Below are 24,470 nucleotides of genomic sequence, written 5' to 3'. Positions count from 1 at the left end.
ACAAACACGTCGTACCAAAGTCCTGTGCCGACCCCGCCATACAGCGTGGCGTTCGACTGGGCGAACGCGGTGCGTGCGCATATTGCCAGCGACGCGGCTGCGATGTACTTCGACTTCATCGTGTTGGGTCTCCTCTTTTGTTGTCGTCCCCGGCCACGCCGGGGTTCATTCAGAACGGCTTGCGGCCGTTCAGTCTCGTGCGACCCTCCTGCGATAACGCGTTGAGCGTCCCAGACTCCGGGAGGTCGGAACGTGTGTGTAGACAACAGCGCGCGGCAGTTCTGGGCCAGCCGGTGCGGCCTCGTGCGGACCTCCTCTTGCCTCGTGTCCGGTTTTTGGCAGACGCGTGTGCTCATCTGTCCAGGTCACCTTGGGTGGTACCTGGCACACGCCCCTTCGAGGACAAGGTGATCGCGTCAAGCATGTGGCGCAGGTCAAGACAAGCACGCCGCTGAATGCAGTCAGCGTTGTTGGCCAGATGGCACGGGAGGCCGCGTCAGCCGTGGAGCTGGGATGCCACAGGACAGGCCGGCCCCAACGCCGCATTGGTGCGAAGTCCAACACGCGCCGCCACCAGGAAGCACATGCCCGACATGACTGCCAGCACGTCCGTCCCCAACAGGACGAAGGTCAGCGGCGCCGAGGCTCCCGTTCGGGCAAGCCGATCGCTGAGCAGACCGACGGCGAGATTGCCAAGCGTAATGGCGAACACGTTGATCAGCAGCATGCTGAAGCCGGAAATGGTCGCGCGCATATGCACCGGCACCTGGCTCAGGATGACCGTATTGGTCGGGCCATACAGTGCCAACGGCAGGAAGAAGCCAGCGCACATGCCCACGTAGAACAGGGCCGAACCGGGGGGCGCGAAGCGATAAGCGATCATCAACGGGCCGCAGATGGCGACCAGCAGCACCATGAAACCCACATGTCCGCCAGGCATGCGCCTGGCGAGGCGATCCCCCACCATGCCGCCCGCGACCGACCCCAGGGTGCCGACAATCAGCTGCAGCGCGCCGATGGTCCGCGCGATGGTGGCGGCGTCGAGTCCACGCTCGCGCACCAGCCACAACTGCGTAAATGACAGGCCGGCAAACACCATGTGCACCAGAACAAAACCGACCGTCACCGCCAGCAAGGCCGGATTGCCAGCCAGCACGCTCAAAGCGCCGCGCATTTGCGTAAAGAAAGGTGCGCCCCGCTGTTGCGGGCCGGTACTCTTGGGCGCCTCTTTCATGAAGGCGAGCGATACAGCGATCACCACACCGACAACCCCAAGCACCTGAAATGTGGAGCGCCAACCATGCGTGGCCCCGAAGGTGCCCGCCAGCAGGAAGCTGAAACCGATGCCGGCCGGGATGCCCATGAAGAACAGCCCGATCGCGGTGCCACGCTGCTTCTCTGGGAACAACTCGCCCAGCATCGCCAATGCCGCGGGTACCAGCGCAGCCTCGCCGCTGGAGACCAGGAAGCGGGCCGCCGCCATTTGCTCGAAGTTCTGCGCAAAACCGGATGCCGCCGTGCAAGCGCTCCAGACCAGCAACCCACCCGCAATCACGCGTGTGCGGCTGAAGCGATCCGCCAGCGTACCGAGGAAGACGGCCATCACCCCAAAGCTCAATACCCAGACGGCCCCCACCAGGAAACCGTATTGCGCATTGCTCAGGCCAAGATCGGCAATCACCTGCGACGAAAAACCCAGCAGCATGTTGCGATCGATATGCGCCAGCGTATGGATGACCAGCAATGCAATCAAAGCGATCATGGGGCGTTTCTGAAACATGCTTGTCTCCTGAGATTGCGCCGCTTGAGCTGCGTCTTGCTCTTGGGTTTCGCTGCCATGCCAGCCAGATTCCGACCTGGCTCTCTGAACACGCCTGCACCCGCCCCCCGGCTCCGGCTAGAACATCCCGCCATTCGGGCTGATGATCTGACCCGCGATGTAATGCCCGTCCGCAGCCAGATAGACGGCAAGCGAGGCGTATTCCTCGGGCGTGCCCAGTCGGCCCAGCGGGACGAGTTGAAAGAGCTGGTTGCGCTTCTCTTCGCCGATACCCTGAAGAAAGGCTTCGAAATGGTCGGTATGCACACCACCCGGGGCGATGGCGTTGACGAAGATATTGGCGCCAGCCACCTCGGCTGCCACCGAGCGCGTGAACGCCACGACGGCGCCCTTGGTCGCTGAATAGTGCGGGCTGTGCGCGCTCAGCGCCGCCAGCCCCGCAATCGACGCGATATTGATGACCTTGCCGTCGCCCTGCGGCTCCATCCGCTTGAGCGCCTCACGCGTGCAGTAGAAAACGCCATGTACGTTCACATCCCAGAAGCGATGCCAATCATCGTCGGTCATGCTGCTGGTAAAGCCCAGCGTGTGGCGCGGTTGCGGCGTTGTGAGGTAGGCGTAATGCTGCAGGCGGCGCTGCTCGTCAACCGGCTGGGATGGAATCACGGCCGCATTGTTGACGAGGACGTGCACTGTTCCGAAGTGCGCGTCGATCTGTTCAAACATGTTCGCGACGGCCGTGCTCGAGCCCACATTGCAGTGCAAGGCCAGGCATTCGGCGCTGCGGGATTCGATCTCGGCACGGGTCACTTCCAGCGCAGTCGTGTTGATGTCGCAAACGACGAGCTTGGCACCCGCATCGGCGTAGGCCAATGCGATGGCTTTTCCAAAACCGCCAGCCGCCCCTGTCACCACGGCAACCTTCTTATCCAGCTTCATGCGTCATGTCCCGAACAAACCGTCACTGGCGGGCATCCCGTTGCGGCAACGTCCACCGGCGTCAACACACCAAAGCGGGCGCGCCACCATGGTGCGCCCGCCGCTTGCTGCGCTCTCAGGCGGCCAGTTGGAAGCCGCGCTGCCCCGGCTTGCGATTGGGCTCATAACCCACGGCCGCAAGCGTCTCGTCGATGCCGTTGTAGTGCTCGCCGATCTTGTAGATGCGGCGGGCGTCCGTGCCGCTCGCCACATCGCGATGCAGTTCGCGTGCGATGCGCACCATCTGTTCGACCTGCTGCACCGACGTCATGCGCTCGCCCTTCTTGCCCCACAGGTTGTCCTCGATGCCAACGCGTACATGCAGGCCCATGGCGATGGCCATGGTATTGAGCGGCAGCACGTGGCGCATCAGGCTTTCGATCGTGAGCACCGCACCTTGCGGACAGCGGTTGATGAACTCCATCATGTTGCGCGGGTTGGGGCCGTCCGCGCCGCCGCCGATGGCGACCCAGTTCAGCACGACGGGGCCGGTGTAGTGACCGCGGCGGATCAGGCGCTCGACGGTCTCGAGCTGCCCTACATCGGCCAGCATGAAGTGCGGCTGGATGCCGCTCGCCTGCAGTCGCTTGAGGTGCTCCTCGACAAAGGTCGGACCCGACGGAATCCACATCTCCTTGTAGGCCTGGAAATAGGCGGGCTCGGCCATCGAGGTGCCGGCGCAATCGTCGTGCGTCAGCAGCTCGGTCACATTCATCTGGTTGGTGTTGATGGCAATCGTCACCTGGTCGGGCCTCGGCGACAGCTCGGCCAGCATGTGGCGCGTGTCATCGCTGAGCCATTTGGCCGCAGCGCCCTCGTCTTCCGGCGCGAATGAGATCGAGCCCCCCACCTGCAGCACCATGTTCGGCACGGCTTCGCGCAGGCGCGTCAGCATTTCGTTGAACTTCGACAGACGCTTGCTGCCCTTGCCGTCTTCCTCGCGCACGTGCACGTGCAGCACGGTCGCGCCGGCGTTGTAGCAATCCACCGCTTTCTGGATTTGCGCGTCCATCGAGACGGCGATGTCGTCGGAGTCGCTGGGAAGGAATTGCGGCCCGAACGGCGCCACCTGAATCACCAATGGCTCCTGGTTCTCGGGCAGCATCGAATCGTCAAAGAATTGCATGTGTGTCTCCTTTCGGTATCAGTTCGCCCCGAGGCTTATTCCACGGTGGCGGTCGTGTTCTCGCGGGCGGCAAGTTCTTCCAGCAGGATGGGCGCGCCCAGGCTCATGCTGTGAATGCCGAGCACCGACACGGCCTGCAGCACCGCCGTGATCTCTTCTTTGGTGGCACCCAGTTCAAGCGCCTTGCGGATGTGGCGACGCACGCCGGGCGCGTACATGTGCGTGCACGACGCATCGACGGCAATGGCAAGGAATTCCAGCGTTTTCGGATCAAGCACGCGATGCGGCATGACTCCCATGGCCATGAATTTTTCAGTCCATGCCGGGTCAAGTTCTGCAAAGGGCTCCCAGTTGGGATTCCAGTTGCCGGTGGCGCGCATGCTGTCGCAGACCGGGGTTGCGGATGGGTCAATCGGGGCGTTTGTCGTCATTGCAAAGTTCCTTGCCAGAGCTGTCACGCTCGGTTCTGCAGCACATTGGGGATGTCTGGATTCTAGGTACCGCCCGCGTTTTACGATTGACCTTACGGGACATTTTGTTAACATCTCGGGACACCCTGGGAAGACCCTGATGCCTTACCTTGTCCGCAGCGCCAGCCTGACCGGATACGCCGAAGCCGCCCGCGCGGGCGGGCTGGACCCGTTCCGCATGCTGGCGGAGGTGGGGCTTCCGGCGGACAGCCTGTCTGATGTCGACCTCAAGATTCCGGCCGACAAGGTGGGCAGGCTGCTTGAGCTGTCTGCCCAGCGCAGCGGCATCGAAACATTTGGCCTGCGGATGGCGGAGACACGGCGCGCGTCGAACCTCGGTCCATTGATCCTCCTCGTGCATGACGAGCCGACGCTGCGCCAGGCATTGCAGGCGATGGCGCGCTACGGCCATCTGCACAACGAGGCGATCTTTCTTCACGTCGAAGAAGAAGACGGCATTGCGGTCATCCGTGACGAGGTGCTGGCCAGCGACGTTGGATCGCTCAAGCAGGCGACCGAGCTGGTTGTAGGGGTGCTGTTCCGGCTACTGCGCTTCTTCCTTGGTGATGATTGGCACCCCAAGACCGTCCTTTTTGCGCATGGCGCGCCGAAAGACCGCTCCGTGCATACCCGGGTCTTTGGCTCAAACGTGGAGTTCGGCCATGCGTTCAGCGGCATTGTCTGTAACGCCAGCGACCTGGACCTGCCGCTGCCCTCGGCTGATCCCGTCATGGCACGCTACGTTCGCCGCTACCTGAATGATCTTGACCCGGAGGGCGGCAAGCGGATGTCGGACGAGGTCCGCCAGATGGTGATCATGCTGCTACCGTCCGGCCGTGCCACGGTCGACCATATCGCGCGGCATCTGGGTGTCAACCGACGCACCATTCATCGTCATCTCACGCAGGAAGGCACCACGTTTTCATCGATTCTCGACGCCGTGCGCAGCGAGCTTGCCGTGCGCTACCTGGACCAGGGTGAGCGCCAATGCGCCGAGATCTCGGGCTTTTTGGGCTTCTCGGAGCCGAGTGCGTTCACACGGTGGTTCAGGGGAACGTTCGGATGCAGCCCGACGCAGTTCAAGGTGTCGAAAGCCAGCGCGTTTGACAAAGGCATGATCAGCCGAAGCCATGCGGGCGATCAGAAGAAAAAGACGCGGCGATCGCGTCTTTCGTGACGTCGTTGGCGTCAGGGCTTCCTTTTCCGCTCGAGGGCGAAGCGGGGCGGGGCGGGGCGAATATCCATGCCCTGCGGTCTTGCCTCGAGGTTGACGCCTCCGCAGCTGCGTTTGAAGGTTGCACGCTGGTGCGCGCATCATTGCGCGCTGGCGCAGCGGTCGAGTGTGGCGAACCTCCGCCATGGAAAGCCAGAGGCTGCACTGATGTGCTTTTGACGGCGAAAGGCATCCGCTTGCGCTGCAGCCCAGGAAATCATCAACGTGTTCCCTGGCTACAGACTTTCTGATGCGTCGTTAAGCGTCGTTTTTTTCAGTCCGGCACCACCGCCGTCACCTCGATTTCCACCTTTGCGCGGTCTTCCACCAGCGCGGCCACTTCCACTGCCGTCATCGCAATGCTGAAGCTGCCGATCAGTTCGCGGAACGCCTGGCCGATCTCGGGATAGGCCGCCACGTAGGCCTTCTTGTCGGTCACGTACCACGTCATGCGCACGATGTGCTCGGGCTTGGCGTCGCCGGCGGCCAGCACCTCGACGATGTTCTGCAGCGCCTGGCGGACCTGACCGGCCAGGTCATCCGTGTGGAACACGCCCTGCGCATCCCAGCCGATCATGCCGGCCACGAACACCATGCGCCCGCGTGCGGACACACCGTTGGCATAGCCCTTCGGACGCGGCCAGTTGGGAGGGAGGAGTACTTCCATGATGCAAATCCTTCTAGTTCGATTGCGACTGTTGAACGCTCGCCTCGATCGCCTGCCGCACATCGGGCGGCACCGCGATCGCGCGATGCGTATTGAGATCAGTAAACACCAGCACCTGCTGTGACTGCACGCGCTGTTCATTGCCCGCCCAGCAATCGAGCGCCAGCGTGAGCGACGCATTGCCCAGCCGCTCCAGCTTCAACTTGAACTGCACGTCGTCGCCCATGCGGCTGATGGCGCTGAACTCGCAATGCAGCTTGACGATGGGCAGGCCGATGCGGCGCGGGCCCAGCATCTGCGCATACGAAACGCCCAGGCCGTCGGTAAACCAGTCTTCGACCAGGCCATTGAACAGTACAAGGTACTGCGGAAAGTAGACGATGCCGGCCGGGTCGCAGTGTGCAAAGCGGATGCGGGCGGCACGCTCGAAGTGGTAGTCACTCATGATTTGTCGTGTTCGCGCAGGCGGTAGCGCAGCAGCTTGCCGACTTCACTGCGCGGCAGGCTCGTACGGAACTCGATGGCGCGCGGATACTTGTACGGGGCCACGGTCTGCTTCACGAAGTCCTGCAGCGTCTTGACCATCTCCGGCCCCGCCGAGTGGCCCGGGTGCAATACAACGAAGGCCTTGACGATCTGCCCGCGCTCTTCGTCGGGCTCGCCGATCACGCCACACTCGGCCACGGCCGGATGCTGCATCAGCGCGTCTTCCACCTCGGGCGCGGCAATGTTGTAGCCGGACGAGATGATCATGTCGTCGGTGCGCGAGTGGTAGTGGAAGTAGCCTTCCTCGTCCATCACATAGGCATCCCCCGTGAGGTTCCAGCCGTTGCGCACGTAGGCGCGCTGGCGGTCATCGGCCAGGTAGCGGCAGCCGGTCGGGCCTTGCACCGCCAGGCGGCCCACCGTGCCCGGCGGCACAGGGTTGCCTGCATCATCCACGACTTGTGCGACATAGCCGGGGACGGCCTTGCCGGTGGCGCCTGGGCGCACGTCGGCGTCGGCAGCGGAGATAAAGATATGCAGCATCTCGGTCGCGCCAATGCCGTCAATCAGCTCGATGCCGGTGGCGTCCTTCCACAGCGTGCGCGTGGCCACCGGCAGCGCCTCGCCGGCCGACACACAGCGGCGCAGCGGCGTGGCACGCAACTCGTCTCCGCGCGCCGCGATGATGCGGTACGTGGTGGGCGCCGTAAACAGCACCGTCGCGCCAAACGTGCGGATGCCATCGACCAGATCGTTCGGCGATGCCTTTTCCAGCAGCACCGTCGATGCACCCACGCTCATCGGAAACAGCAGCAGACCGCCGAGCCCGAACGTGAACGCCATCGGCGGGCTGCCGATGAAGATGTCGTCCGCGCGCGGCTGCAGCACGTGCGGCGGCCAGCACGCGCAAATGGCGAGGATGTCGCGATGAAAATGCATCGTCGCTTTCGGCACGCCCGTCGTGCCCGACGTGAAGGCGAGCAGGCACGTGTCGTCCGCCGCCGTATCGACGTTGGTGAAGGTGGCCGGCTGGCGCACCATGGCCGCCTCCAGCCCTTCCGGCGTGTCATCGTGAAAGCACAGCAGTTGCACGGGCTTGGCCGCTTGCGTCACGGCATCGCGTAGCTCGTCGACGAGCCGCGCATCGCACAGCGCGAAGCCAATCTCGCCCTTGCCCAGAATCTGCCCCAGCTCTTTGGCGCGCAGCAGCGGCATGGTGGTCACCGCAATCGCACCCACTTTCATCACGGCAAACCAGCAGGCGGCGAGCATCGGGCTGTTGGGCGAGCGCAGCAGCACGCGGTTGCCCGGCACGACGCCCATCTCATTGACCAGCACGTTGGCGATGCGGTTGGCGTGCGCCTGCAGGTCGGCGTACGTCCAGCGGATGCCGGTCGCCTGGATGCAAAGGCGGCCGCCCTCGCCCGCGGCAACACGGCGGTCGAGCAGTTCGGTGGCGCAGTTGAGCTGCGGCGGAAACTGCAGCGCTGGCAGGTCGAAGCGATACACCGGTTGCAGCTCCGCCGGCGGCAGCCGGTCGCGGGCGAAGGTGTCGATATGGGCGCTGGGCATGGAGGACTCTCCGTCTCTGGCGTGGACGTGGCGTATTCAGGACTTGGCGGGCGCCGCCGCACGCAGCAGTTCGCGCGCGATGATGAGTTGCTGCACTTCCGTCGCGCCTTCGTAGATCCGCAGCGAGCGGATCTCGCGGTACAGGCGCTCGACAGGCTGCTCGCTCACCACGCCCAGGCCACCCCACATCTGCACGGCGGCGTCGATCACCTGCTGCGCGTTCTCGGTGGCGGTCAACTTGGCCATGGCGGCTTCGCGCGTCACGTTGCGGCCCTGGTCGCGCTGCCACGCGGCGCGGTACGTCAGCAGCGCGGCGCTGTCAATGGCGGTGGCCATCTGCGCGAGCTTGGCCTGCGTGAGTTGGAAATCGGCCAGCACGCCGCTGAACATCTTGCGGGTGGTGGCGCGCGCCAGCGCTTCGTCCAGCGCGCGGCGTGCAAAGCCCAGCGCGGCTGCGGCCACCGAGGTACGGAACACATCGAGCGTGCGCATCGCCACCTTGAAGCCCTCGCCCGCCGCGCCCACGCGCTGGCTGGCTGGAATGCGGCAGTTGGTAAAGCGCAGGCGCGCGAGCGGGTGCGGTGCAATCACGTCGATACGCTCCGCAATCTCAAAGCCCGGCGTACCGGCTTCGACGATGAACGCGCTGATGCCGCGCGAGCCCGGCGCCTCGCCGGTGCGGGCAAACACGACGTAGAAGTCGGCGATGCCGCCATTGGAAATCCACGTCTTCTCGCCGTCGAGCACGTAATCAGTGCCGTCTTCACGCGCGGCGCAAGCCATGGCCGCGACATCGGAGCCAGCATCGGGTTCGGACAGCGCAAATGCAGAGATGGCCTCGCCACGCGCCACTTTCGTCAGATAGCGCTCGCGCTGCTCGGGCGTGCCGTGCAACGAAATGGCGCCCGACCCCAGCCCCTGCATCGCAAAGGCAAAGTCGGCCAGGCCGGAATGGCGCGCCAACGTTTCGCGGATCAGGCAGATGGCGCGCGTGTCGATGGTCTCGCCCGCACCGCCGTGCGCCGTGCCGCCCACCGCATGACGCAGCCAGCCACCCTGGCCGAGCAGCTTCACCAACGCACGGCACTCGGCATCCACATCCGGGCCGTGGTCGTGCGCGATGTGCTTCGTGGCCCAGGCGTCGAGTTCGGCTTCGAGCTGGCGGTGCTTGTCGTCAAAGAAGGGCCATTGCAGATAGTCTTTGTCGCTCATCTCAGTTCCCCTCGAAGACCGGTTTCTGCTTGGCGACAAACGCGTGATACGCCCGCGAGAAATCTTCGGTCAGCATGCAGATGGCCTGTGCCTGCGCCTCGGCCTCGATGGCCTGCTCGATCGTCATCGTCCATTCCTGGTGCAGCATCGTCTTGGTAATGCCGTTGGCGAAGGTCGGGCCGGCGGCCAGGTCGGCGGCCAGGGCTTGCGCTTGGCTCAGCACCTGGGCCGGTTCGCACAGGCGGTTGAAGAAGCCCCAGCGCTCGCCCTCTTCGCCGTTCATCGAACGCCCCGTGTAGAGCAGTTCGCTCGCGCGGCCCTGACCGATGATGCGCGGCAGGATCGCGCAGGCGCCCATGTCGCAGCCGGCCAGGCCGACGCGGTTGAAGAGGAACGCCGTCTTGCTGCGCGCCGTGCCCAGGCGCAGGTCGGAAGACATCGCCAGGATGGCGCCCGCGCCCGCGCACACGCCGTCAATGGCAGCGACGATGGGCTGCGGGCACGCGCGCATCGCCTTCACCAGTTCGCCCGTCATGCGCGTGAACATCAGCAGCTCGGGCGCCTTCAGTTGCACGAGCGGGCCGATGATCTCGTGCACGTCGCCGCCGGAGCAGAAGTTGTCGCTCGCACCGGCCAGCACGATGGCCTTGACGTCATCCGCCCACTTGAGCTGATGAAACAGGTCGCGCAGCTCGGCATACGAATCGAACGTGAGCGGGTTCTTGCGCTCGGGCCGGTTGAGCGTGATGGTGGCAACGCCGCCTTCGACGCTCCACAGGAAATGCTTGGCTTGATAGCCCGCCAGCGGTCGGCGGTTGCCGGCCAGCAGGGCCGGGTCCACATGGTGATTCGGGTCGGTCATGGTTGGGTCGGATTCGTTCAGGGTTGATCTTCGCGGGCGTCCAGCTCTTGCTCGCGCTGCGCGAGATGAACGCGCAGGTGGCCGAGCTGCGCATAGAGCGCGTCTTTGTTAGCAATGCCAAGGCCGTCGAACATCTCGATCAGCCAGCGTTCGTGCTCGGCGGCCATCTCGGCAAAGTGGCGGCGGCCGGCGTCGGTCAGCAGCACGCGAAAGGACCGGCGATCATCCGGATCCGCCTCGCGGTTGACAAGCCCTTCCTTCTCCAACTGGTCGGTCAGGCCGGTGACGTTGCCGCCGGTCACCATCAGGTAGCGCGACAGCACGTTCATGCGCAGGCCGTCCGGATGCCTGTCGAGTTGTGCCAGATAGTCGAAGCGCGGCAACGTGGTGTTGAAACGCGTGCGCAGGCGCTGGCGGATCTGCTGTTCGATCTGCGTGCTGCAGGCCAACAGGCGCAGCCAGATCTTGACGTCCATGTGGTCGTCCACATGCGCGCGGGCTTCCAGGCCGATATGTTGGTCGCCCAACGCCTGCACGACAGCGTGGTGGCCGGAGGCGCGCGTGGCCAGCGCGGTTTTGCGTGGCTTGCTCACATCACCTCCCCGCCGGATACCGAGATGGATTGCCCGGTGATGGAAGACGCGCCATCGGAGCACAGCCACACCACGGCGTTCGCCACTTCGTACGGCGTGATCAGCCGGCCTTGCGGATTGCCCTTCACCAGCTCGGCCCGCGCTTCTTCCGCACTGCGGCCGGTGCGGGCGACGATGCGGTCGATGCTCTCGCGCACGATGTCGGTTTCCGTATAGCCGGGGCAGACTGCGTTGACGGTGACGCCGCGCGCCGCCAGCTCCAGCGCCAGCGAGCGCGTGAGGCCAATGACGCCATGCTTGGCGGCCACATACGCCGACACATACGCATAACCGCGCTGCCCCGCCGTGCTGGCAATGTTCACGATGCGGCCGCGGCCCGACGCCTGCACATCGGCCAGCGCCGCCTGTGTGCACAGGAACGTGCCCGTCAGGTTGACGGCCAACATACGCTGCCATTGGTCGAGCGTGGTCTTGGCAAACGGCGCACTCTCAGCCTGGCCCGCGTTGTTGACAAGGATGGAGATGGGGCCGAGCCCCGCGCGTGCAGATTCGAACGCCGCCGACACGCTCGCCTCGTCGGTCACATCGCACGTCACGACTTGCGCGCGGGCGCTGTCTGGCAACGTCCTTGCGGTGGCTTGCAGCACATCGGCGTTGCGGCCCGTCAGTGTGAGCGTGGCGCCATGCGCCGCCAGTTGGGCGGCAATCGCAGCGCCGATCCCGCGCCCTGCGCCCGTAACGACGGCGTGGTGCCCGGTGAGCATTGCAGGTGTCGCCATCTCAAACCCCCTGCATGCGGTTGGCCTGCTCCAGCGGAGACAGCCCCGCCGCCTGCGCGGCCATCGCGCGCTCGCGCTCCAGGTTGCGCTCCAGCTGCAGCTTGCCCGCGCGATATTGCTTGGGCCACGGCATGTCGAGGTAGCCGATGCGGGCGGCTTCGTTCAGCGTCCAGGCCGGGTTGGCCAGGTGCGGGCGCGCCACGGCGCACAGGTCGGCACGGCCCGCCGCGATGATGCTGTTGACGTGGTCCGCCTCGGAGATGGCCCCCACGGCAATTGTGGCGATGCCCGCCTCGTTGCGCACGCGGTCGGCAAACGGCGTCTGGAACATGCGGCCATACACTGGCTGCTCCTTCTTGCTGACCTGGCCCGATGAGCAATCGATCATGTCCGCGCCTGCGGCCTTGAAGATGCGCGCAATTTCCACTGCATCGTCGGGCGTAATACCGCCCTCCACCCAGTCGTGCGCGGAAATCCGCACCGACATGGGCTTGTTGCTCGGCCACACTTCACGCACCGCGTGGAAGACTTCGAGCGGAAAACGCAAGCGGTTTTCCAGCGAGCCGCCATATTCGTCATTGCGCTGATTCGTCAACGGCGAGATGAACGATGACAGCAAATAGCCATGCGCACAGTGCAGCTCCAGCCAGTCGAATCCGGCGTCCGCCGCCAGGCGCGCGGCGTGAACAAAGTCGTCACGCACGCGGTCCATGTCGTCGCGCGTCATGGCGCGCGACCACTGGCTCACGCCATCCAGGTACTGCTGCGGCGATGCCGAGATCAGCGGCCAGTTCTGCCCGCCTTCCAGCGGCAGATCGATGCCCTCCCACGCCACGCGCGTCGAGCCCTTGGCACCGGCATGGCCGAGCTGGATTCCGAGCTTCGCATCGCTGTTGGCGTGCACAAACTGCACGATGCGCGCCCAGCCGTCGCGCTGGTCGGTGTTCCACAAGCCCGGGCAGCCCGGGGTGATGCGCGCGTCCGGCGACACGCACGTCATCTCGGCCATCACCAGGCCGGCGCCCCCCATGGCGCGCGCGCCCAGGTGCACGAGGTGGTAATCCGCCGGCTGACCGTCTTCGCACGAGTACTGCGCCATGGGCGACACCACCACGCGGTTCTTGAGCGTGACGCCACGCACCGTGAAGGGCGTGAACATCGGCGGCACGGGGCCGTGCTGCGGCCCGCGCGGGGCGCCGGCCTGCTCGGCAATCCAGTCTTCAAACTGTTCGAGATAACGCTTGTCGCGCTGACGCAGGTTTTCGTGACTGATGCGCTGGCTGCGCGTGAGCAGCGAATACGCAAATTGTTCGGTCGGCAGGTTGGCGTAGCGGTCTACATTTTCAAACCACTCGGTCGAGTTGCGCGCCGCGTTCTGGATGCGCAGCACTTCCACGCTGCGCACTGCCTCGTAGTGCTCAAGCGCGGCACGCAAATCGCCAGGGTGCTGGCCGATGCTGCGCGCAAGTTCAATCGAATCTTCCAGCGCCAGTTTGGTGCCCGACCCGATCGAGAAATGCGCCGTGTGCGCGGCGTCGCCCATCAGCACCACCGGCGTGCCGTGCGCGTTGGTATGCACCCAATGCCGGCAAACCACGCGCGGAAAGCGAATCCACTGCGCCGAGCCCCGCAGATGCGTGGCGTTGGAGATCAGCTTGTTGCCGTCGAGGTACTTGGCGAAGAGCCGCTCGCAGTACGCGATGGCCTCTTCCTTCTCCATGGTCTCCAGCCCGGCGGCGCGCCATACCTCTTCGGGTGTCTCGACGATGAAGGTGGAGGTCTCGTCGTCAAAGCGGTATGCATGCGCCTGGAACCAGCCGTGCTCGGTCTCTTCAAATGCAAACGTGAAGGCCTCGAACAGCTTGTGCGTGCCCAGCCAGACAAAGCGGCATCGGCGCGTGTCGATATCGGGTTGATAGGTTGCGGCGTACTTGGTGCGGATGCGGCTGTTCAGGCCGTCGCTGGCGATGATGAGGTCGGCATCGGCGTAGGACGTGTCATCTTGCACGTCTGTTTCAAAGACGAGCTTGACGCCCTCTTCCTCACAGCGCGCCTGCAGGATGTTCAGCAGGCGCTTGCGCCCGATGCCGCAGAAGCCGTGCCCGCCCGAGCGCACCACCTGGCCGCGGATGTGCACCTCAATGTCGTCCCAGTGGTTGAAGGCGTCGAGGATCTGCGCGGCGCTTTTGGCGTCGGCGCGCTGCAGGTTGCCCAGCGTCTGGTCGGAGAACACCACGCCCCAGCCGAACGTGTCATACGGCCGGTTGCGCTCCACCACGGTGATGTCGTGCGACGGGTCCTGCAGCTTCATCAGCAGGGCAAAGTACAGGCCGGCCGGCCCACCACCAATACAGACAATCTTCATGACAGCTCCGCGTTCGATGCAGATACATTAGTCATGAATAGTTTAGTTGTAAAGTAATTAGGCGGGATGCGGGCCCGGGGTTTACACCAAAGCGGCGACGGCAAACGTACATCAAAGGAGCATTGGCGTCCCGCCCGGCCAGGCCGATGGGGAGTGGCACCGTCGGGTTACAGGCCGTTACACAGCCCGGGCCGGCTTTAATGTTCGCTTAAGACTGGCGACCTAGCCTGCACACGTCGCACATCAACCGGATGGGAAAAACCGCCATGTCCCCGCAAGAACAGCAAGCCCTGGAAACCTTCCTGGCCCAATTGACGCAAGCGCGCGCCGGGACCAAGGACCCGCAGGCCGAGGCCCGGATTCTGGACGCCGTGGCGCGCCAACCCGACGCAGCGTATCTGCTGGTACAGCGCGCCATGCTGCTCGACCAGGCACTTGCCTCTGCGCAGGCCCAGATTGCGACGTTGCAGAGCCAGCTTCAGGCGGCACAGGCCGGGCGTAGCACGTCGTTCATGGATGCCGCCAGCAACTGGGGAAGCCACGCCAACGGGGCAACGCCCGCCCCTGGCTATACGCCGCAGCAAGCAGCTCCAGCATCGATGCCTACCGCTGCCCAGCCGATGCCCTCCCAGCCTGCGCGCGGCGGTTTCCTGAGCGGCGGGCTTGGCAGCACGCTCGGCAGCATCGCCACCACGGCGGCGGGCGTGGCCGGCGGCGCGTTGCTGTTCCAGGGGATCGAAAACCTGTTCCACCACAACAGCGGCGGCGGCTTCTTCGGCCAGCAGCCGATGCTGGGCGGCCCGTCGGAAACCATCATCAACAACATCTACGAGGGCGACAGCGGTCGGTCATCCAACCTCGACACGTCGTCACGCGACGACGGCCTACTCGATACGGATTTCAGCGACAGTGACTATTCAGATGATGATTCGACGCTGATTTAGGCAATCCAGGCGTACGTCGTCACTCGGCCATCGCCCGCGCCGATGACGACCGATGCATCAGGCCGCCGCCTGGTGCATCGCCTCATGCCGATCGCCGCCCAGGCTCTCGACCAGATCGGTCAACATCCGCCCGAGTTCACCCGTCATCAGGGCGACGTCCGATTCGAAGCGTTCGTCGTCATTCTGCGCGGTGGCGTCCGCCGCTTCCTTGATGACGTCGAGCGGCGTCACGCGCTTGATCGTCAGCGACGGCGTCAGCAGGAACGAGATCCGGTTGTCCCATGTCATCGCGAGGCGCGTGCACTGCTTGCCGGCCTCGATATGCCGGCGCATGTCGTCCGCTTCCAGCGCGTGGCCGACGTATCGCACCGTGGCGCCGCCTTCGCCGGTCGAGCGCAGTTCAGCGTCCTGGTCGACGGTGAATCCGCCCGGCGCCTCACCGGAGAGCAGCCAGTCCGTCATCGCGGCAACCGGTGACCGCGCCACCTGGACGCTCGTGATCGGCAACCGGTCGATCGACTTCACCAGCAGGCTGCGAACGTCGTCGGCCACGCCCTGCGCAGCCGCATCGATGACGAGCCAGCCGTTGACCGGATCGATCCACACACGGGTATCGCGGCGGATGGCGAACGCACGGGGGAGCAATTCATCGGTCACCTGCTCCTTCAGTTCGCGCATCTGTTTGCGCCCGACCTTGAAGCCTTGCTGCTCTTCGAGTTCAACCGCGCGGGCCCTGGTCACCTGATTGACGACCGACGCCGGGAGCAGTTTCTTCTCGGCACGGAACACGAGCAGCATCTGCCGGTTGGTCGAATAGACGAGCGCGCCGTCATCGCGTGGCGATGCCCATCCGGCGCTTTGCATGTCGAGGCTGTTTCCGGGCCGGAACGCGTGGGGCGCCAGCCATTGTTCGATCTGGTCGGGCGTCACGGCCCAGGGTGCCGGCAGACGATGAAGCTGAAGATTCTTGAACCACATGGAGTGAGGGAGTCCGGGCAAAGTGCGCGATTTTAAATGACGGCCACACATGCCCGTCGATTGCCGTCGGGCACACGCTCGCACAGTCGGATTTCACGGGTGGCGCGCCGCACTTCGCGCCTGGCTGCTCGCATTCGACAGTCTGAGGTTCAAACGCCTCCCGGAAGCCGTCGATGCCCCCTGCTCGAGCATCGGCGTCCACGGCTCACCACTCGAGCGCTGCTGCACCGTGCCCGCCGCTGACTTGCACAAAGTCTATCTTTCGAATATATTGGAAATATGGAAGAAAATGATGTCGTCCGATCCCTTGCTGCCCTTGCCCATCACCTCCGCCTGCAGGTTTTCCGCATGCTGGTGGTAGCCGGGCCAACGGGCATGACGCCAGGCGCGCTTGCCGAACAGCTCGACGTGCCGGGCGCCACGTTGTCGTTCCACCTCAAGGAACTGATGAACGCGCGCCTCGTCACGCAGGAGCGCGATGGCCGCAACCTGATCTATCGCGCGGCCTACGACCACATGGCGGCCTTGCTGGGCTTCCTGACGGCCAATTGCTGCCAGGGGGCGGCCTGCCTGGAACCCAGCACCACCGATTGCAAATGCTGAAGGAGTACCCCATGAAACGATTCCACGTGCATGTCCACGTTGATGACCTGTCGAAGAGCATCGCGTTCTATTCGAAGCTGTTCGCGGCCGAGCCGACCCGTGTCGAAAGCGACTATGCGAAGTGGATGCTGGACGACCCGCGCATCAACTTCGCCATCTCCACACGGGGCAGCACGCCTGGCGTGGATCATCTGGGCTTTCAGGTGGATGACGCGGCTGAACTGGCCGAGCTGAAAGCACGTGCCGAGGCCGCCGACATGGCGCTGCTGGACGAGGGCGAAACCACCTGCTGCTACGCGCGCAGCGACAAGCATTGGATCACCGACCCGCAGGGCATCGCCTGGGAGCACTTCCACTCGCTCGCCAACATTCCGGTATTCAGTGAAGGCACGCAGGAAGCGGCCCCGGCCGAGGCCTCGGCATGTTGCGCCCCGCGCGCGCCGGGGGGAAAGCCGGTCGGCATCGCGGTCAAGTCGGGCTCGTCCTGCTGCTAGGAGCGCCGAGATGGCCGACCACACCACTAACGTCCTGATCCTCTGCACCCACAACTCCGCACGCAGCGTACTGAGCGAAGGCATGCTCAACCATTGGGCGCGGACGCTGGGCAAGGATGTCCGCGCCTACAGCGCGGGCAGCGCGCCCAGCGGGCGAATCAACCCATTCGCCGTCGAGGCGTTGGAACAAGCCGGCGTCGACACCACGGGCTATCGCAGCAAGAGCTGGGACGAGTTCGTCGCCGACGGCGCGCCGCAGATGCGCATCGTCATCACCGTCTGCGACAGCGCCGCGGCCGAGACCTGCCCGTACTGGCCCGGCAGCCCCGTGAAGGTGCATTGGGGCTACCCCGATCCATCCAACGCGCAGGGCGGTGACGCGGGCAAACGGCAGGCTTTCGAGTTGACGCGCCAGGCCATCGGATACCGCATGCTGCAACTGCTGATGCTGCCGCTCGACACGCTCGACAACGCTGCGTTGCAGGCGCATCTCGACCGTATCTCGCAAAGCTGATCCGCCGCGCGGCGGCTTACCACCCTGGCCTACCGGCGCCTTTCGGCGTGAATTCTCTTCTTCAGGCAGCCCGATGCATCTCTCAAACGTAGCCCCACCGAACAACGTCATTGCGAAGCCCGCGATCAACTTCTTCGAGCGTTATCTGACGGTCTGGGTCGCGCTGTGCATCGTCGTTGGCATGGCGCTTGGGCAGGTGTTTCCTGGCGTCTTCCAGCGCATCGGCCGCATGGAGTATGCGCAGGTCAACCTGCCCGTCGGGTTGCTGATCTGGGTAATGATCATCCCGATGCTCGTCAAGGTCGACTTCGGCGCGTTGCATGAGGTGCGTCAGCACATCAGGGGGATCGGCGTCACGCTCGTGGTGAACTGGCTCGTCAAACCGTTCTCGATGGCATTTCTCGGCTGGCTGTTCATCAAGCAGCTCTTTGCGCCGATGCTGCCCGCCGCGCAGCTCGACAGTTACATCGCCGGCCTGATCCTGCTCGCTGCCGCGCCGTGCACGGCGATGGTCTTCGTCTGGAGCCGGTTGACCGGTGGGGACCCGCTCTTCACGCTGTCGCAAGTCGCGCTGAACGACAGCATCATGGTGATCGCGTTCGCGCCGCTCGTCGGCCTGCTGCTGGGCATGTCGGCGATCACCGTGCCATGGGCAACGCTGCTCACGTCAGTGGTGCTCTACATCGTGATTCCGGTGCTTCTGGCACAGGCCCTGCGTAAGGCCCTGCTGGCCAAAGGACAGCCTGCATTGGACGCGGTCATGGCAAGGATCGGCCCGTGGTCCATCACCGCGCTGCTGGCGACGCTCGTGCTGCTGTTCGCGTTCCAGGGCGAGGCGATTCTCAAGCAGCCGCTGGTCATTGCCTTGCTTGCCGTGCCGATCCTGATTCAGGTGCTCTTCAACTCGGCGCTCGCCTACTGGCTCAATCGTGCGGTCGGCGAAAAGCACAGCGTCGCGTGCCCGTCGGCGCTCATTGGTGCGTCCAACTTTTTCGAGCTGGCGGTCGCTGCCGCGATCAGCCTCTTCGGTTTCCATTCTGGGGCGGCACTCGCGACGGTCGTCGGCGTGCTGATTGAAGTCCCGGTCATGCTGTTGGTCGTGCGGATCGTCAACCAATCCAAAGGTTGGTACGAACGCGCTTGATCAGACCACGACGACCTCTTCAATGACCCGCATGGCATTCGCACGCAGACGATGAGCCCTCTCGTTCTCCGCCTCGCAAGCCCGCAAGACTTTGCCGCCATCCGGGCACTGCTTGTCGAAGCGGGGTTGCCCGTCGAAGACGTGAGACCCGAACGCATTCCGCATGTCGTCGTGGCATCGGATGACGCGGGATTGCAGGGCTGCGTCGCGCTGGAGCAGCTCGGCAGCGCGGCGCTGCTGCGCTCGCTGGCCGTTCGTCGGACCGCGCGGCGCCGCGGTCTCGATCGTATGCTGGTTGCGCGTGCAGAAAGCGACGCGCGCGCGATGGGCGTCGATCAACTGTTTCTGCTGACCACATCGGCTTCCGGCTATTTTGAAACGCTCGGCTACGCCGTGGTCGATCGCGACGCCGCGCCTGATGCGATGAAGGCATCATCGCAGTTCGCGGCGCTGTGTCTTGGCAAGATTCTGTAGCGCCGCCAGACAGTCGAACAACGCTGTCCGAGCGTCAAAGCGTCGTCTGAACCGGCGGTGCTTCGCGCTTCCGGGATTGTCCGCACGGTCGACGCAGACGAATCCGTGCGCCCCCCGCCTGTTCGTCTGCAGGCGCGCCGTGCTGGCGCAACTACACGACCGCCATGGACAGACCGGGCGCAAATCCATCGATGATGTCTTCCGCCATCTTGGCAGCGGCACGCTTTGCCGTACCGATGTTCTCCCACGGGGTCGCGCTCAAGCGGAAGATGCGGGAATGCTCCAGGCTCGGCTGCTCGCCGGCCTGGCAGATCAACACGGAGGCATTGTAGGAGCGGTCCGGACGCCGCTCGTGCCACTCACGGGGCGGGTCGAACAGGTAGACGAGGGGATAGACATCAAACCCCTTGTAGCGGCAAATCGGATAGGCATCCATGGCGAACTCCGTTGGAGGGGGAGCCCCACTGTACGCTCTTTCCCTCAGCGCCAGCGAACTATCTGGGGCCAGATGGCAATCGCAATTGACCTTGCATGACGCGGCGGCGTGAGGCGCTCAACCGGGTGAACGCTGACCGGGCGACCTCGGGGCGCTGCGGGCGCCCGCTGGCTTGAGTTCGCCTTCCCAGGGGGGCGCGTGCAAGTCGAGCCGGTGGTCGCCCACGGCAGTCATTGCATAAAGGCTGTCGCGCATCACTTGCCCGATGGCCATCCGGCACAGACTCTCGATGCTGCACCGGGCGGCGGAAGGTACGTCTTCCTCACTCGCCAGCACCCTGAACGACCGCCTCCCTTCACCGACGAAACTGGTGAACTGCACACAGTTCGGATGCGTCGGGTCGATAAAGCCCACGGTAATGGAGTACGCCATGTCTCTCTTCGGCCCCGGAAGCGTGCAGAGAAAACTCGTCTTCTCGGGCGTCGGGATCATCTTGTGTCCAGGCAGGTCACGCACGCCAAGCTCCTATCCAACTCAAAGCCAAAAGACCACGCCCCTTGGAAACACGTTGCGCGATTGCCGCCGCGCCAGCGAATCACCGGGCACCGGACCGTCGCGGGCGTCTGCACCGCTCTGGCGCCGCAGCCTCACTCTACTCCCGTCCGCGCACGGTACGCGGCACTTGCGACTGGCGGGCGCGAAAAAAAACCCCGCATTGCGGGGTTCTCGTCGAGGGGTGCAACGGGAAAGGGCGGGCACCTTCCGGCACCGGCCCTTCCCCTGACTAAAAGACGCGTCAATCAACCTGCCTGACGCAGCGCGGGCGCTTCTTCGCCGCGCTTGCCGAAAATCAGCTGCACCACCACCGCCACGACAATGTTGAAGGCCAGTGCGGCCAGACCCGTGTAGATGGTGTACTTGTCGCCGCCAATCACAAAGGTGTGCACGGGCTTGATGCCGTCGGTGAATGCCAGCCAGCTGCCGCCGATCATGCCGGCCGCCCAGCCTGCCAGCAGCGCCGGCGCGCGGAAGCGGTTGGAGAGCTTGAACAGCCCGAACACCACCGACGGGAAGGTCTGCACGATCCACACGCCACCGAGCAGCTGCAGATCCAGCGCGAACTTGGTCGGCAGGAACAGGATGAACACCAGCGCGCCCGCCTTGACGATCAGCGAGATCACCTTGGCCACCTTTTCTTCACCCGCGTGCGACAGGTCCGGGGCCACGTAAGGCTTCCAGAAATTACGCGTGAAGAGGTTGGCCGCACCAATCGACATGACTGCCGCCGGCACCAGCGCACCGATGGCGATGGCCGAGAACGCGAAGCCCGTGAACCAGCTCGGGAACAGCGCGTTGAACAGCGCAGGTACCACGTCGTTGTTGTTGGTGACCTTGACGCCAGCGGCGTAGGCCATGAAACCCAGCAGCGCGATCAGGCCCAGCAGCACGGTGTAGGCCGGCAGGAACACCGCATTCTTGCGGATCGTATCTGCACTGCGCGCCGCAAAGATGCCGGTGAGCGTGTGCGGATACATGAACGCCGCCAGTGCGGAGCCGATGGCCAGCGTGGCGAACGGCAGGAACTGCGCGGGCTTGAGCGTCAGGCCCGTGGCGCCGCCCTTCACGGCAAACGCATCATGCGCGTGGGCAAACACGGCACCGTAGCCGCCGAGCTTGGCCGGTACCAGCACCACCGCCACCAGCACCACGATGTAGATCATGATGTCCTTGACGAAGGCGATGAGGGCCGGTGCACGCAAGCCGGCGGAGTACGTGTACAGCGCCAGGATCACGAAGGCTGCCGCCAGCGGCAGTTCGCCCGTCAGGCCCAGCGCCTTGATCACGACTTCCATGCCGATGAGCTGCAGGGCGATGTAGGGCATCGTCGCCACCACACCCGTGAGCGCCACCGCAAACTCCAGCGGACGCGAGCCATAGCGGCCATACACCGCATCGGCTGCCGTCACGTGTCCCTTGGCATGGGCCACTTTCCACAGCTTGGGCATGATCAGGAACACGATCGGGTACACCAGGATCGTGTACGGCAGCGCAAAGAAGCCATACGCGCCCACCGCATACACGAGTGCCGGCACGGCGATCACGGTGTAGGCGGTGTAGAAATCGCCGCCCACCAGGAACCACGTGATCCAGGTACCGAAGTTGCGGCCGCCCAGGCCCCATTCCTCGATGTGGGCGCCCTTGTCAGATTGCCCACGTTGCCAGCGCGAGGCGATGAAACCCATCACCGTCACCAGCGCAAAGAAAAAGACGAATACGGCAAGCGCAGTCCAGTTGATCTGTCCGTCCATCATTCTTCTCCTTGGCTCTGGCCGTTCTTGAAGACGATCCAGATCAGCAGCGACGTGATCGGCACCCACAGGAACTGGTACCAGTAGAAGAACGGAAAGCCAAATAGCGACGGCAATTCCTGGTTGTAGAACGGCACCCACAGCAGGCCGATGAATGGCAGTGCGAGTAAGAACTTCATGGGTTGTCTCCTGATATTCGAGGGACTTCGGATGTTGTTTTGAACCGGTGAGGGGCCACGCAAGGCATGGCAGGCGGAAATTCCTGGAAATGGTTCTCCGTCTTGTCGTTGTGCGCGCACTCTGATCGCGCCATCCACAGAAGACCATCCGCACCTGTACGCAGCCACAACACGTAGTACTACGTAGTAAGCGTAGGCTTTTCGCGTGAAATAACCAATCGCTAAGGTTGGCGCGGGTTTCCTAGGGTTTTCACGAATTCCAGCAGCTCGGATTGGCTTCTGGATGCACGGGCGGAAGCCACGGAGTGCCTGGGGCCGCGTTCCATCGGGCGCAGCGGACTGCCGGCATGGCGCCCGAGGCGGATGCCGCGTCGCAACAAACATCCCTGACACGACCAAGGGCATTTTCCCGGCGTAGCCGCGATGAAAACCTCGTCCGGTCGTGGGCGAATCGAATCCAGATTCGCATCTTTTAAGCATCCGATCGCATGGATCACGATCATGCAGCGGGACGCAGGGAGATCATTCGCCTCGGCATGTTTTATTGTTCGCAGCGATTTTCATAACTCGGAAATCGTTCGCCCATCGCCTGCAGACGGCACCATGGTTGGTGACAACCCGTCATTCAAAGATGCGATTCAAGCGTGCGTTTATCCAGAAGAATGGCCCGCGACCGCGTCGCCTTTTAAGATTGTTTTCAATCAATATGAAAAGGCTCGATATCGTTCTCTCATCCAGCGATTTCCATCCCACTTAGCCCGGCATCCCCTCGCCGGGTATTTTTTTGGGTCGACCGCCATACCAGCATGCGGTCGTTCAGCCGGGTTGTTCACCATGCCGCCAGGCCACGGCCGCGCAAGCCAGTTGGACGAGGCCCCCGCACAGCATGGCCACACGCAGCCCAGCGGCGCCACTGCCGCACGCGGCATACACCGCGCCCAGCATGGCGACGCCCAACGTGGCTCCGCTCATGCGCGCCACGTTCACGAGTGCAGACGCCGTGCCCGAACGCTCCGGCCCGACCGCGCCCACGGCGGCCCCCATCAGCGGGCCGGTGGCGAAGCCCATGCCGAGCCCTGTCAGGGCGAGCCCGATGGCCAACGGCACGATCGACACTGCGCCGCCAAATCCGGCCAGCACCAGCAGCCCCAGCGCAATGATGCCCACGCCGCCAGCCGTGGCCATTCGCGTGCCGACCCGGCGCGCCACCGTGCCGGAAGTCGGCGACACCGCCATGAAGACCAGCGCCATCGGCATCAGCGCGATACCAGCGCCCACCACGGTAAAGCGCCCCGTGCTCTGCCACATGAGCGGCAGCAGAAAAAGCGCGCCGTACATGCCGAAGGTCATCCCGGCCGTGGCAGTGATGGCGCCGCGAAACTCGCGCACGGAAAACAGATCGAGCGGCACCAGCGCGGCGCTGCCGTGGCGCGCTTCCACGCGGACAAACCACGCCAACGCTGCCAGCGCAAGTACGAACACACCACCTCCCACGGTAGGCGCGTGGTAGGCCTCGATCGCGGCAAACGCGAAGCCGCCCAGAGCAATCGCACCCAGCACCTGTGCCAGGGCATCGAAGCGCCGGTGCGCGGCGTCTGCCGATTCGGGCACCACGCGCACGGCCAGCACCATGATGGCCACGCTCACGGGCACAACCACCCAGAACACGGCGCGCCAACCGAAGTGCGTCACCAACAAGCCGCCGGCCGTTGGTCCGATCGCCATGGCCAGGCCGTTGCATGCCGCCCAGACGCCCAGCGCGTGCGCGCGTTCGGCAGGGTCGCGCCACACCACGCGCAAGATCGCCAGCGATGCGGGCAGCAGCAATGACGCCCCCACGCCTGCCATGGCGCGCGCACCGATCAGCCAGCCGATGGAAGCGGCCAGGGCACACAGCACCGACGCCACCGAGAACACCGCCGCGCCTGTCACGAACGCGCGTCGGCGCCCATACAGATCGGCCAGCAGGCCGCCGCTGAGCAGCAGTGCAGCGTAGGCAAGGTTGTAGGCATCGATCACCCATTGCAGCGGACCGACATCCGCATGGAAGAACTGTCCGATCGGCCGTACGGCCAAGTTCACCACGGCTGTGTCGATCTGCGCGACCAGCACCGCCATGGAGAGCACACACAGCACCAGCCACTTGCGGGGTACGGTATCGGCGTGCGTGGGTTGCATCGTGACGGCATCCATATCGGGGGCCCTGAAAGCGATGACCCCAGCGTAGTGCCCGCGCCCCGGGCAACGCTTCGATGCGTGTCGAAGCATCGCGGCAAGAGGCTCCCTAGAATG

The 24,470-nt window shown here is 64.4% G+C and carries 25 protein-coding genes; 7 read left to right on the top strand and 18 right to left on the bottom strand.

Annotation, left to right across the window (positions count from 1 at the left end):
- Positions 1 to 496 precede the first annotated feature (496 nt).
- The 4 genes from R2N03_RS09645 to R2N03_RS09630 all read right to left on the bottom strand — a co-directional run bounded on the left by R2N03_RS09645 (position 497) and on the right by R2N03_RS09630 (position 4,264).
- Complete coding sequence (locus R2N03_RS09645; RefSeq protein WP_316657351.1) at positions 497 to 1,780, bottom strand: MFS transporter; 1,284 nt, start codon at positions 1,778 to 1,780, stop codon at positions 497 to 499.
- A 117-nt stretch (positions 1,781 to 1,897) separates the two neighbouring features.
- Entirely contained in the window at positions 1,898 to 2,719 is an 822-nt protein-coding gene (locus R2N03_RS09640; RefSeq protein ID WP_316657350.1) for an SDR family NAD(P)-dependent oxidoreductase, read from the bottom strand.
- Between the two features lie 115 nt (positions 2,720 to 2,834).
- Entirely contained in the window at positions 2,835 to 3,884 is a 1,050-nt protein-coding gene (locus tag R2N03_RS09635) for a beta-keto acid cleavage family enzyme (protein ID WP_012429999.1), read from the bottom strand.
- Positions 3,885 to 3,919: 35 nt separating this feature from the next.
- Positions 3,920 to 4,264 (bottom strand): carboxymuconolactone decarboxylase family protein, encoded by a 345-nt coding sequence (locus R2N03_RS09630; protein ID WP_316657349.1) that lies wholly within the window; start codon positions 4,262 to 4,264, stop codon positions 3,920 to 3,922.
- Here R2N03_RS09630 and R2N03_RS09625 point away from each other — a divergent pair.
- The gene (locus tag R2N03_RS09625; protein ID WP_316657348.1) at positions 4,173 to 5,531 is read left to right on the top strand and encodes an AraC family transcriptional regulator ligand-binding domain-containing protein; all 1,359 of its coding nucleotides are present in this window, start codon (positions 4,173 to 4,175) and stop codon (positions 5,529 to 5,531) included. The genes R2N03_RS09630 and R2N03_RS09625 overlap by 92 nt on opposite strands.
- Positions 5,532 to 5,841: 310 nt before the next feature.
- Here the strand turns inward: R2N03_RS09625 and R2N03_RS09620 are convergent, their stop codons facing one another.
- The 8 genes from R2N03_RS09620 to R2N03_RS09585 are packed head-to-tail and all read right to left on the bottom strand — an operon-like array spanning position 5,842 to position 14,103.
- On the bottom strand, positions 5,842 to 6,234 hold the full coding sequence (locus R2N03_RS09620; protein WP_012429996.1) for a RidA family protein: 393 nt from the start codon (positions 6,232 to 6,234) through the stop codon (positions 5,842 to 5,844).
- A 13-nt stretch (positions 6,235 to 6,247) separates the two neighbouring features.
- The gene (locus tag R2N03_RS09615) at positions 6,248 to 6,679 is read right to left on the bottom strand and encodes an acyl-CoA thioesterase (RefSeq protein WP_012429995.1); all 432 of its coding nucleotides are present in this window, start codon (positions 6,677 to 6,679) and stop codon (positions 6,248 to 6,250) included.
- Entirely contained in the window at positions 6,676 to 8,292 is a 1,617-nt protein-coding gene (locus R2N03_RS09610) for an AMP-binding protein (protein ID WP_012429994.1), read from the bottom strand. Before R2N03_RS09610 ends, R2N03_RS09615 begins: the two co-directional genes overlap by 4 nt.
- A 36-nt stretch (positions 8,293 to 8,328) precedes the next feature.
- Positions 8,329 to 9,504 (bottom strand): acyl-CoA dehydrogenase family protein, encoded by a 1,176-nt coding sequence (locus tag R2N03_RS09605; RefSeq protein WP_316657347.1) that lies wholly within the window; start codon positions 9,502 to 9,504, stop codon positions 8,329 to 8,331.
- Between the two features lies 1 nt (position 9,505).
- Positions 9,506 to 10,366 (bottom strand): enoyl-CoA hydratase family protein, encoded by an 861-nt coding sequence (locus tag R2N03_RS09600; protein WP_012429992.1) that lies wholly within the window; start codon positions 10,364 to 10,366, stop codon positions 9,506 to 9,508.
- A 17-nt stretch (positions 10,367 to 10,383) separates the two neighbouring features.
- Positions 10,384 to 10,959, bottom strand: coding sequence for a MarR family winged helix-turn-helix transcriptional regulator (locus tag R2N03_RS09595; RefSeq protein WP_316657346.1), 576 nt, complete (start codon positions 10,957 to 10,959; stop codon positions 10,384 to 10,386).
- Positions 10,956 to 11,738 (bottom strand): SDR family NAD(P)-dependent oxidoreductase, encoded by a 783-nt coding sequence (locus R2N03_RS09590; protein ID WP_316657345.1) that lies wholly within the window; start codon positions 11,736 to 11,738, stop codon positions 10,956 to 10,958. Before R2N03_RS09590 ends, R2N03_RS09595 begins: the two co-directional genes overlap by 4 nt.
- A 1-nt stretch (position 11,739) precedes the next feature.
- Positions 11,740 to 14,103 carry a bifunctional salicylyl-CoA 5-hydroxylase/oxidoreductase gene (locus R2N03_RS09585; protein WP_316657344.1) on the bottom strand — a complete coding sequence of 788 codons (2,364 nt, stop codon included), beginning with the start codon at positions 14,101 to 14,103 and terminating at the stop codon, positions 11,740 to 11,742.
- 266 nt (positions 14,104 to 14,369) lie between these two features.
- Here R2N03_RS09585 and R2N03_RS09580 point away from each other — a divergent pair, with 266 nt between their 5' ends.
- A complete protein-coding gene (locus R2N03_RS09580) occupies positions 14,370 to 15,047 on the top strand; it encodes a DUF2076 domain-containing protein (protein ID WP_012429988.1) in 678 nt (225 codons plus the stop codon).
- A gap of 57 nt (positions 15,048 to 15,104) precedes the next feature.
- Here R2N03_RS09580 and R2N03_RS09575 read toward each other — a convergent pair whose 3' ends face one another.
- Positions 15,105 to 16,025, bottom strand: a complete 921-nt coding sequence (locus tag R2N03_RS09575) for a recombination-associated protein RdgC (RefSeq protein ID WP_012429987.1) — start codon at positions 16,023 to 16,025, stop codon at positions 15,105 to 15,107.
- A gap of 279 nt (positions 16,026 to 16,304) precedes the next feature.
- Between R2N03_RS09575 and R2N03_RS09570 the strand changes: the two genes are divergently transcribed.
- The 5 genes from R2N03_RS09570 (at position 16,305) to R2N03_RS09550 (ending at position 19,254) form a co-directional block, all read left to right on the top strand.
- Entirely contained in the window at positions 16,305 to 16,628 is a 324-nt protein-coding gene (locus R2N03_RS09570; protein ID WP_015855698.1) for an ArsR/SmtB family transcription factor, read from the top strand.
- A gap of 11 nt (positions 16,629 to 16,639) precedes the next feature.
- Complete coding sequence (locus R2N03_RS09565; protein WP_012429985.1) at positions 16,640 to 17,122, top strand: ArsI/CadI family heavy metal resistance metalloenzyme; 483 nt, start codon at positions 16,640 to 16,642, stop codon at positions 17,120 to 17,122.
- Between the two features lie 10 nt (positions 17,123 to 17,132).
- Positions 17,133 to 17,636 carry an arsenate reductase ArsC gene (locus tag R2N03_RS09560; RefSeq protein ID WP_012429984.1) on the top strand — a complete coding sequence of 168 codons (504 nt, stop codon included), beginning with the start codon at positions 17,133 to 17,135 and terminating at the stop codon, positions 17,634 to 17,636.
- A gap of 73 nt (positions 17,637 to 17,709) precedes the next feature.
- Entirely contained in the window at positions 17,710 to 18,780 is a 1,071-nt protein-coding gene (gene arsB / locus R2N03_RS09555; protein ID WP_012429983.1) for an ACR3 family arsenite efflux transporter, read from the top strand.
- A gap of 126 nt (positions 18,781 to 18,906) precedes the next feature.
- Complete coding sequence (locus R2N03_RS09550) at positions 18,907 to 19,254, top strand: GNAT family N-acetyltransferase (protein ID WP_316657343.1); 348 nt, start codon at positions 18,907 to 18,909, stop codon at positions 19,252 to 19,254.
- A 151-nt stretch (positions 19,255 to 19,405) separates the two neighbouring features.
- Here R2N03_RS09550 and R2N03_RS09545 read toward each other — a convergent pair whose 3' ends face one another.
- From R2N03_RS09545 to R2N03_RS09525, 5 genes are all read right to left on the bottom strand, one after another.
- Entirely contained in the window at positions 19,406 to 19,690 is a 285-nt protein-coding gene (locus R2N03_RS09545) for a hypothetical protein (RefSeq protein WP_012429981.1), read from the bottom strand.
- Between the two features lie 117 nt (positions 19,691 to 19,807).
- The gene (locus tag R2N03_RS09540; RefSeq protein ID WP_041668700.1) at positions 19,808 to 20,182 is read right to left on the bottom strand and encodes a hypothetical protein; all 375 of its coding nucleotides are present in this window, start codon (positions 20,180 to 20,182) and stop codon (positions 19,808 to 19,810) included.
- A 308-nt stretch (positions 20,183 to 20,490) separates the two neighbouring features.
- A complete protein-coding gene (mctP, locus tag R2N03_RS09535) occupies positions 20,491 to 21,999 on the bottom strand; it encodes a monocarboxylate uptake permease MctP (RefSeq protein WP_012429979.1) in 1,509 nt (502 codons plus the stop codon).
- The gene (locus R2N03_RS09530) at positions 21,999 to 22,178 is read right to left on the bottom strand and encodes a DUF3311 domain-containing protein (RefSeq protein ID WP_012429978.1); all 180 of its coding nucleotides are present in this window, start codon (positions 22,176 to 22,178) and stop codon (positions 21,999 to 22,001) included. Before R2N03_RS09530 ends, mctP begins: the two co-directional genes overlap by 1 nt.
- Before the next feature lie 816 nt (positions 22,179 to 22,994).
- A complete protein-coding gene (locus R2N03_RS09525; RefSeq protein ID WP_428984377.1) occupies positions 22,995 to 24,371 on the bottom strand; it encodes an MFS transporter in 1,377 nt (458 codons plus the stop codon).
- Positions 24,372 to 24,470 lie beyond the last annotated feature (99 nt).

Origin of the sequence: Ralstonia condita, assembly GCF_958405655.1 — a bacterium.
In the GTDB taxonomy this organism is placed as follows: Bacteria; Pseudomonadota; Gammaproteobacteria; order Burkholderiales; family Burkholderiaceae; genus Ralstonia; species Ralstonia condita.
The sequence above is the reverse complement of the archived record's forward strand: the minus strand, read 5'-3'. Positions and strand labels throughout refer to the sequence as shown.

Excerpts from the sequence above, each read along its gene's own strand:
- R2N03_RS09645 (WP_316657351.1), bottom strand. The coding sequence starts at position 1,780 with ATGTTTCAGAAACGCCCCATGATCGCTTTGATTGCATTGCTGGTCATC.
- R2N03_RS09640 (WP_316657350.1), bottom strand. The coding sequence starts at position 2,719 with ATGAAGCTGGATAAGAAGGTTGCCGTGGTGACAGGGGCGGCTGGCGGT.
- R2N03_RS09635 (WP_012429999.1), bottom strand. The coding sequence starts at position 3,884 with ATGCAATTCTTTGACGATTCGATGCTGCCCGAGAACCAGGAGCCATTG.
- R2N03_RS09625 (WP_316657348.1), top strand. The coding sequence starts at position 4,173 with ATGACTCCCATGGCCATGAATTTTTCAGTCCATGCCGGGTCAAGTTCT.
- R2N03_RS09630 (WP_316657349.1), bottom strand. The coding sequence starts at position 4,264 with ATGCGCGCCACCGGCAACTGGAATCCCAACTGGGAGCCCTTTGCAGAA.
- R2N03_RS09620 (WP_012429996.1), bottom strand. The coding sequence starts at position 6,234 with ATGGAAGTACTCCTCCCTCCCAACTGGCCGCGTCCGAAGGGCTATGCC.
- R2N03_RS09615 (WP_012429995.1), bottom strand. The coding sequence starts at position 6,679 with ATGAGTGACTACCACTTCGAGCGTGCCGCCCGCATCCGCTTTGCACAC.
- R2N03_RS09610 (WP_012429994.1), bottom strand. The coding sequence starts at position 8,292 with ATGCCCAGCGCCCATATCGACACCTTCGCCCGCGACCGGCTGCCGCCG.
- R2N03_RS09605 (WP_316657347.1), bottom strand. The coding sequence starts at position 9,504 with ATGAGCGACAAAGACTATCTGCAATGGCCCTTCTTTGACGACAAGCAC.
- R2N03_RS09600 (WP_012429992.1), bottom strand. The coding sequence starts at position 10,366 with ATGACCGACCCGAATCACCATGTGGACCCGGCCCTGCTGGCCGGCAAC.
- R2N03_RS09590 (WP_316657345.1), bottom strand. The coding sequence starts at position 11,738 with ATGGCGACACCTGCAATGCTCACCGGGCACCACGCCGTCGTTACGGGC.
- R2N03_RS09585 (WP_316657344.1), bottom strand. The coding sequence starts at position 14,103 with ATGAAGATTGTCTGTATTGGTGGTGGGCCGGCCGGCCTGTACTTTGCC.
- R2N03_RS09580 (WP_012429988.1), top strand. The coding sequence starts at position 14,370 with ATGTCCCCGCAAGAACAGCAAGCCCTGGAAACCTTCCTGGCCCAATTG.
- R2N03_RS09575 (WP_012429987.1), bottom strand. The coding sequence starts at position 16,025 with ATGTGGTTCAAGAATCTTCAGCTTCATCGTCTGCCGGCACCCTGGGCC.
- R2N03_RS09570 (WP_015855698.1), top strand. The coding sequence starts at position 16,305 with ATGGAAGAAAATGATGTCGTCCGATCCCTTGCTGCCCTTGCCCATCAC.
- R2N03_RS09565 (WP_012429985.1), top strand. The coding sequence starts at position 16,640 with ATGAAACGATTCCACGTGCATGTCCACGTTGATGACCTGTCGAAGAGC.
- R2N03_RS09560 (WP_012429984.1), top strand. The coding sequence starts at position 17,133 with ATGGCCGACCACACCACTAACGTCCTGATCCTCTGCACCCACAACTCC.
- arsB (WP_012429983.1), top strand. The coding sequence starts at position 17,710 with ATGCATCTCTCAAACGTAGCCCCACCGAACAACGTCATTGCGAAGCCC.
- R2N03_RS09545 (WP_012429981.1), bottom strand. The coding sequence starts at position 19,690 with ATGGATGCCTATCCGATTTGCCGCTACAAGGGGTTTGATGTCTATCCC.
- R2N03_RS09540 (WP_041668700.1), bottom strand. The coding sequence starts at position 20,182 with ATGATCCCGACGCCCGAGAAGACGAGTTTTCTCTGCACGCTTCCGGGG.
- mctP (WP_012429979.1), bottom strand. The coding sequence starts at position 21,999 with ATGGACGGACAGATCAACTGGACTGCGCTTGCCGTATTCGTCTTTTTC.
- R2N03_RS09530 (WP_012429978.1), bottom strand. The coding sequence starts at position 22,178 with ATGAAGTTCTTACTCGCACTGCCATTCATCGGCCTGCTGTGGGTGCCG.
- R2N03_RS09525 (WP_428984377.1), bottom strand. The coding sequence starts at position 24,371 with ATGGATGCCGTCACGATGCAACCCACGCACGCCGATACCGTACCCCGC.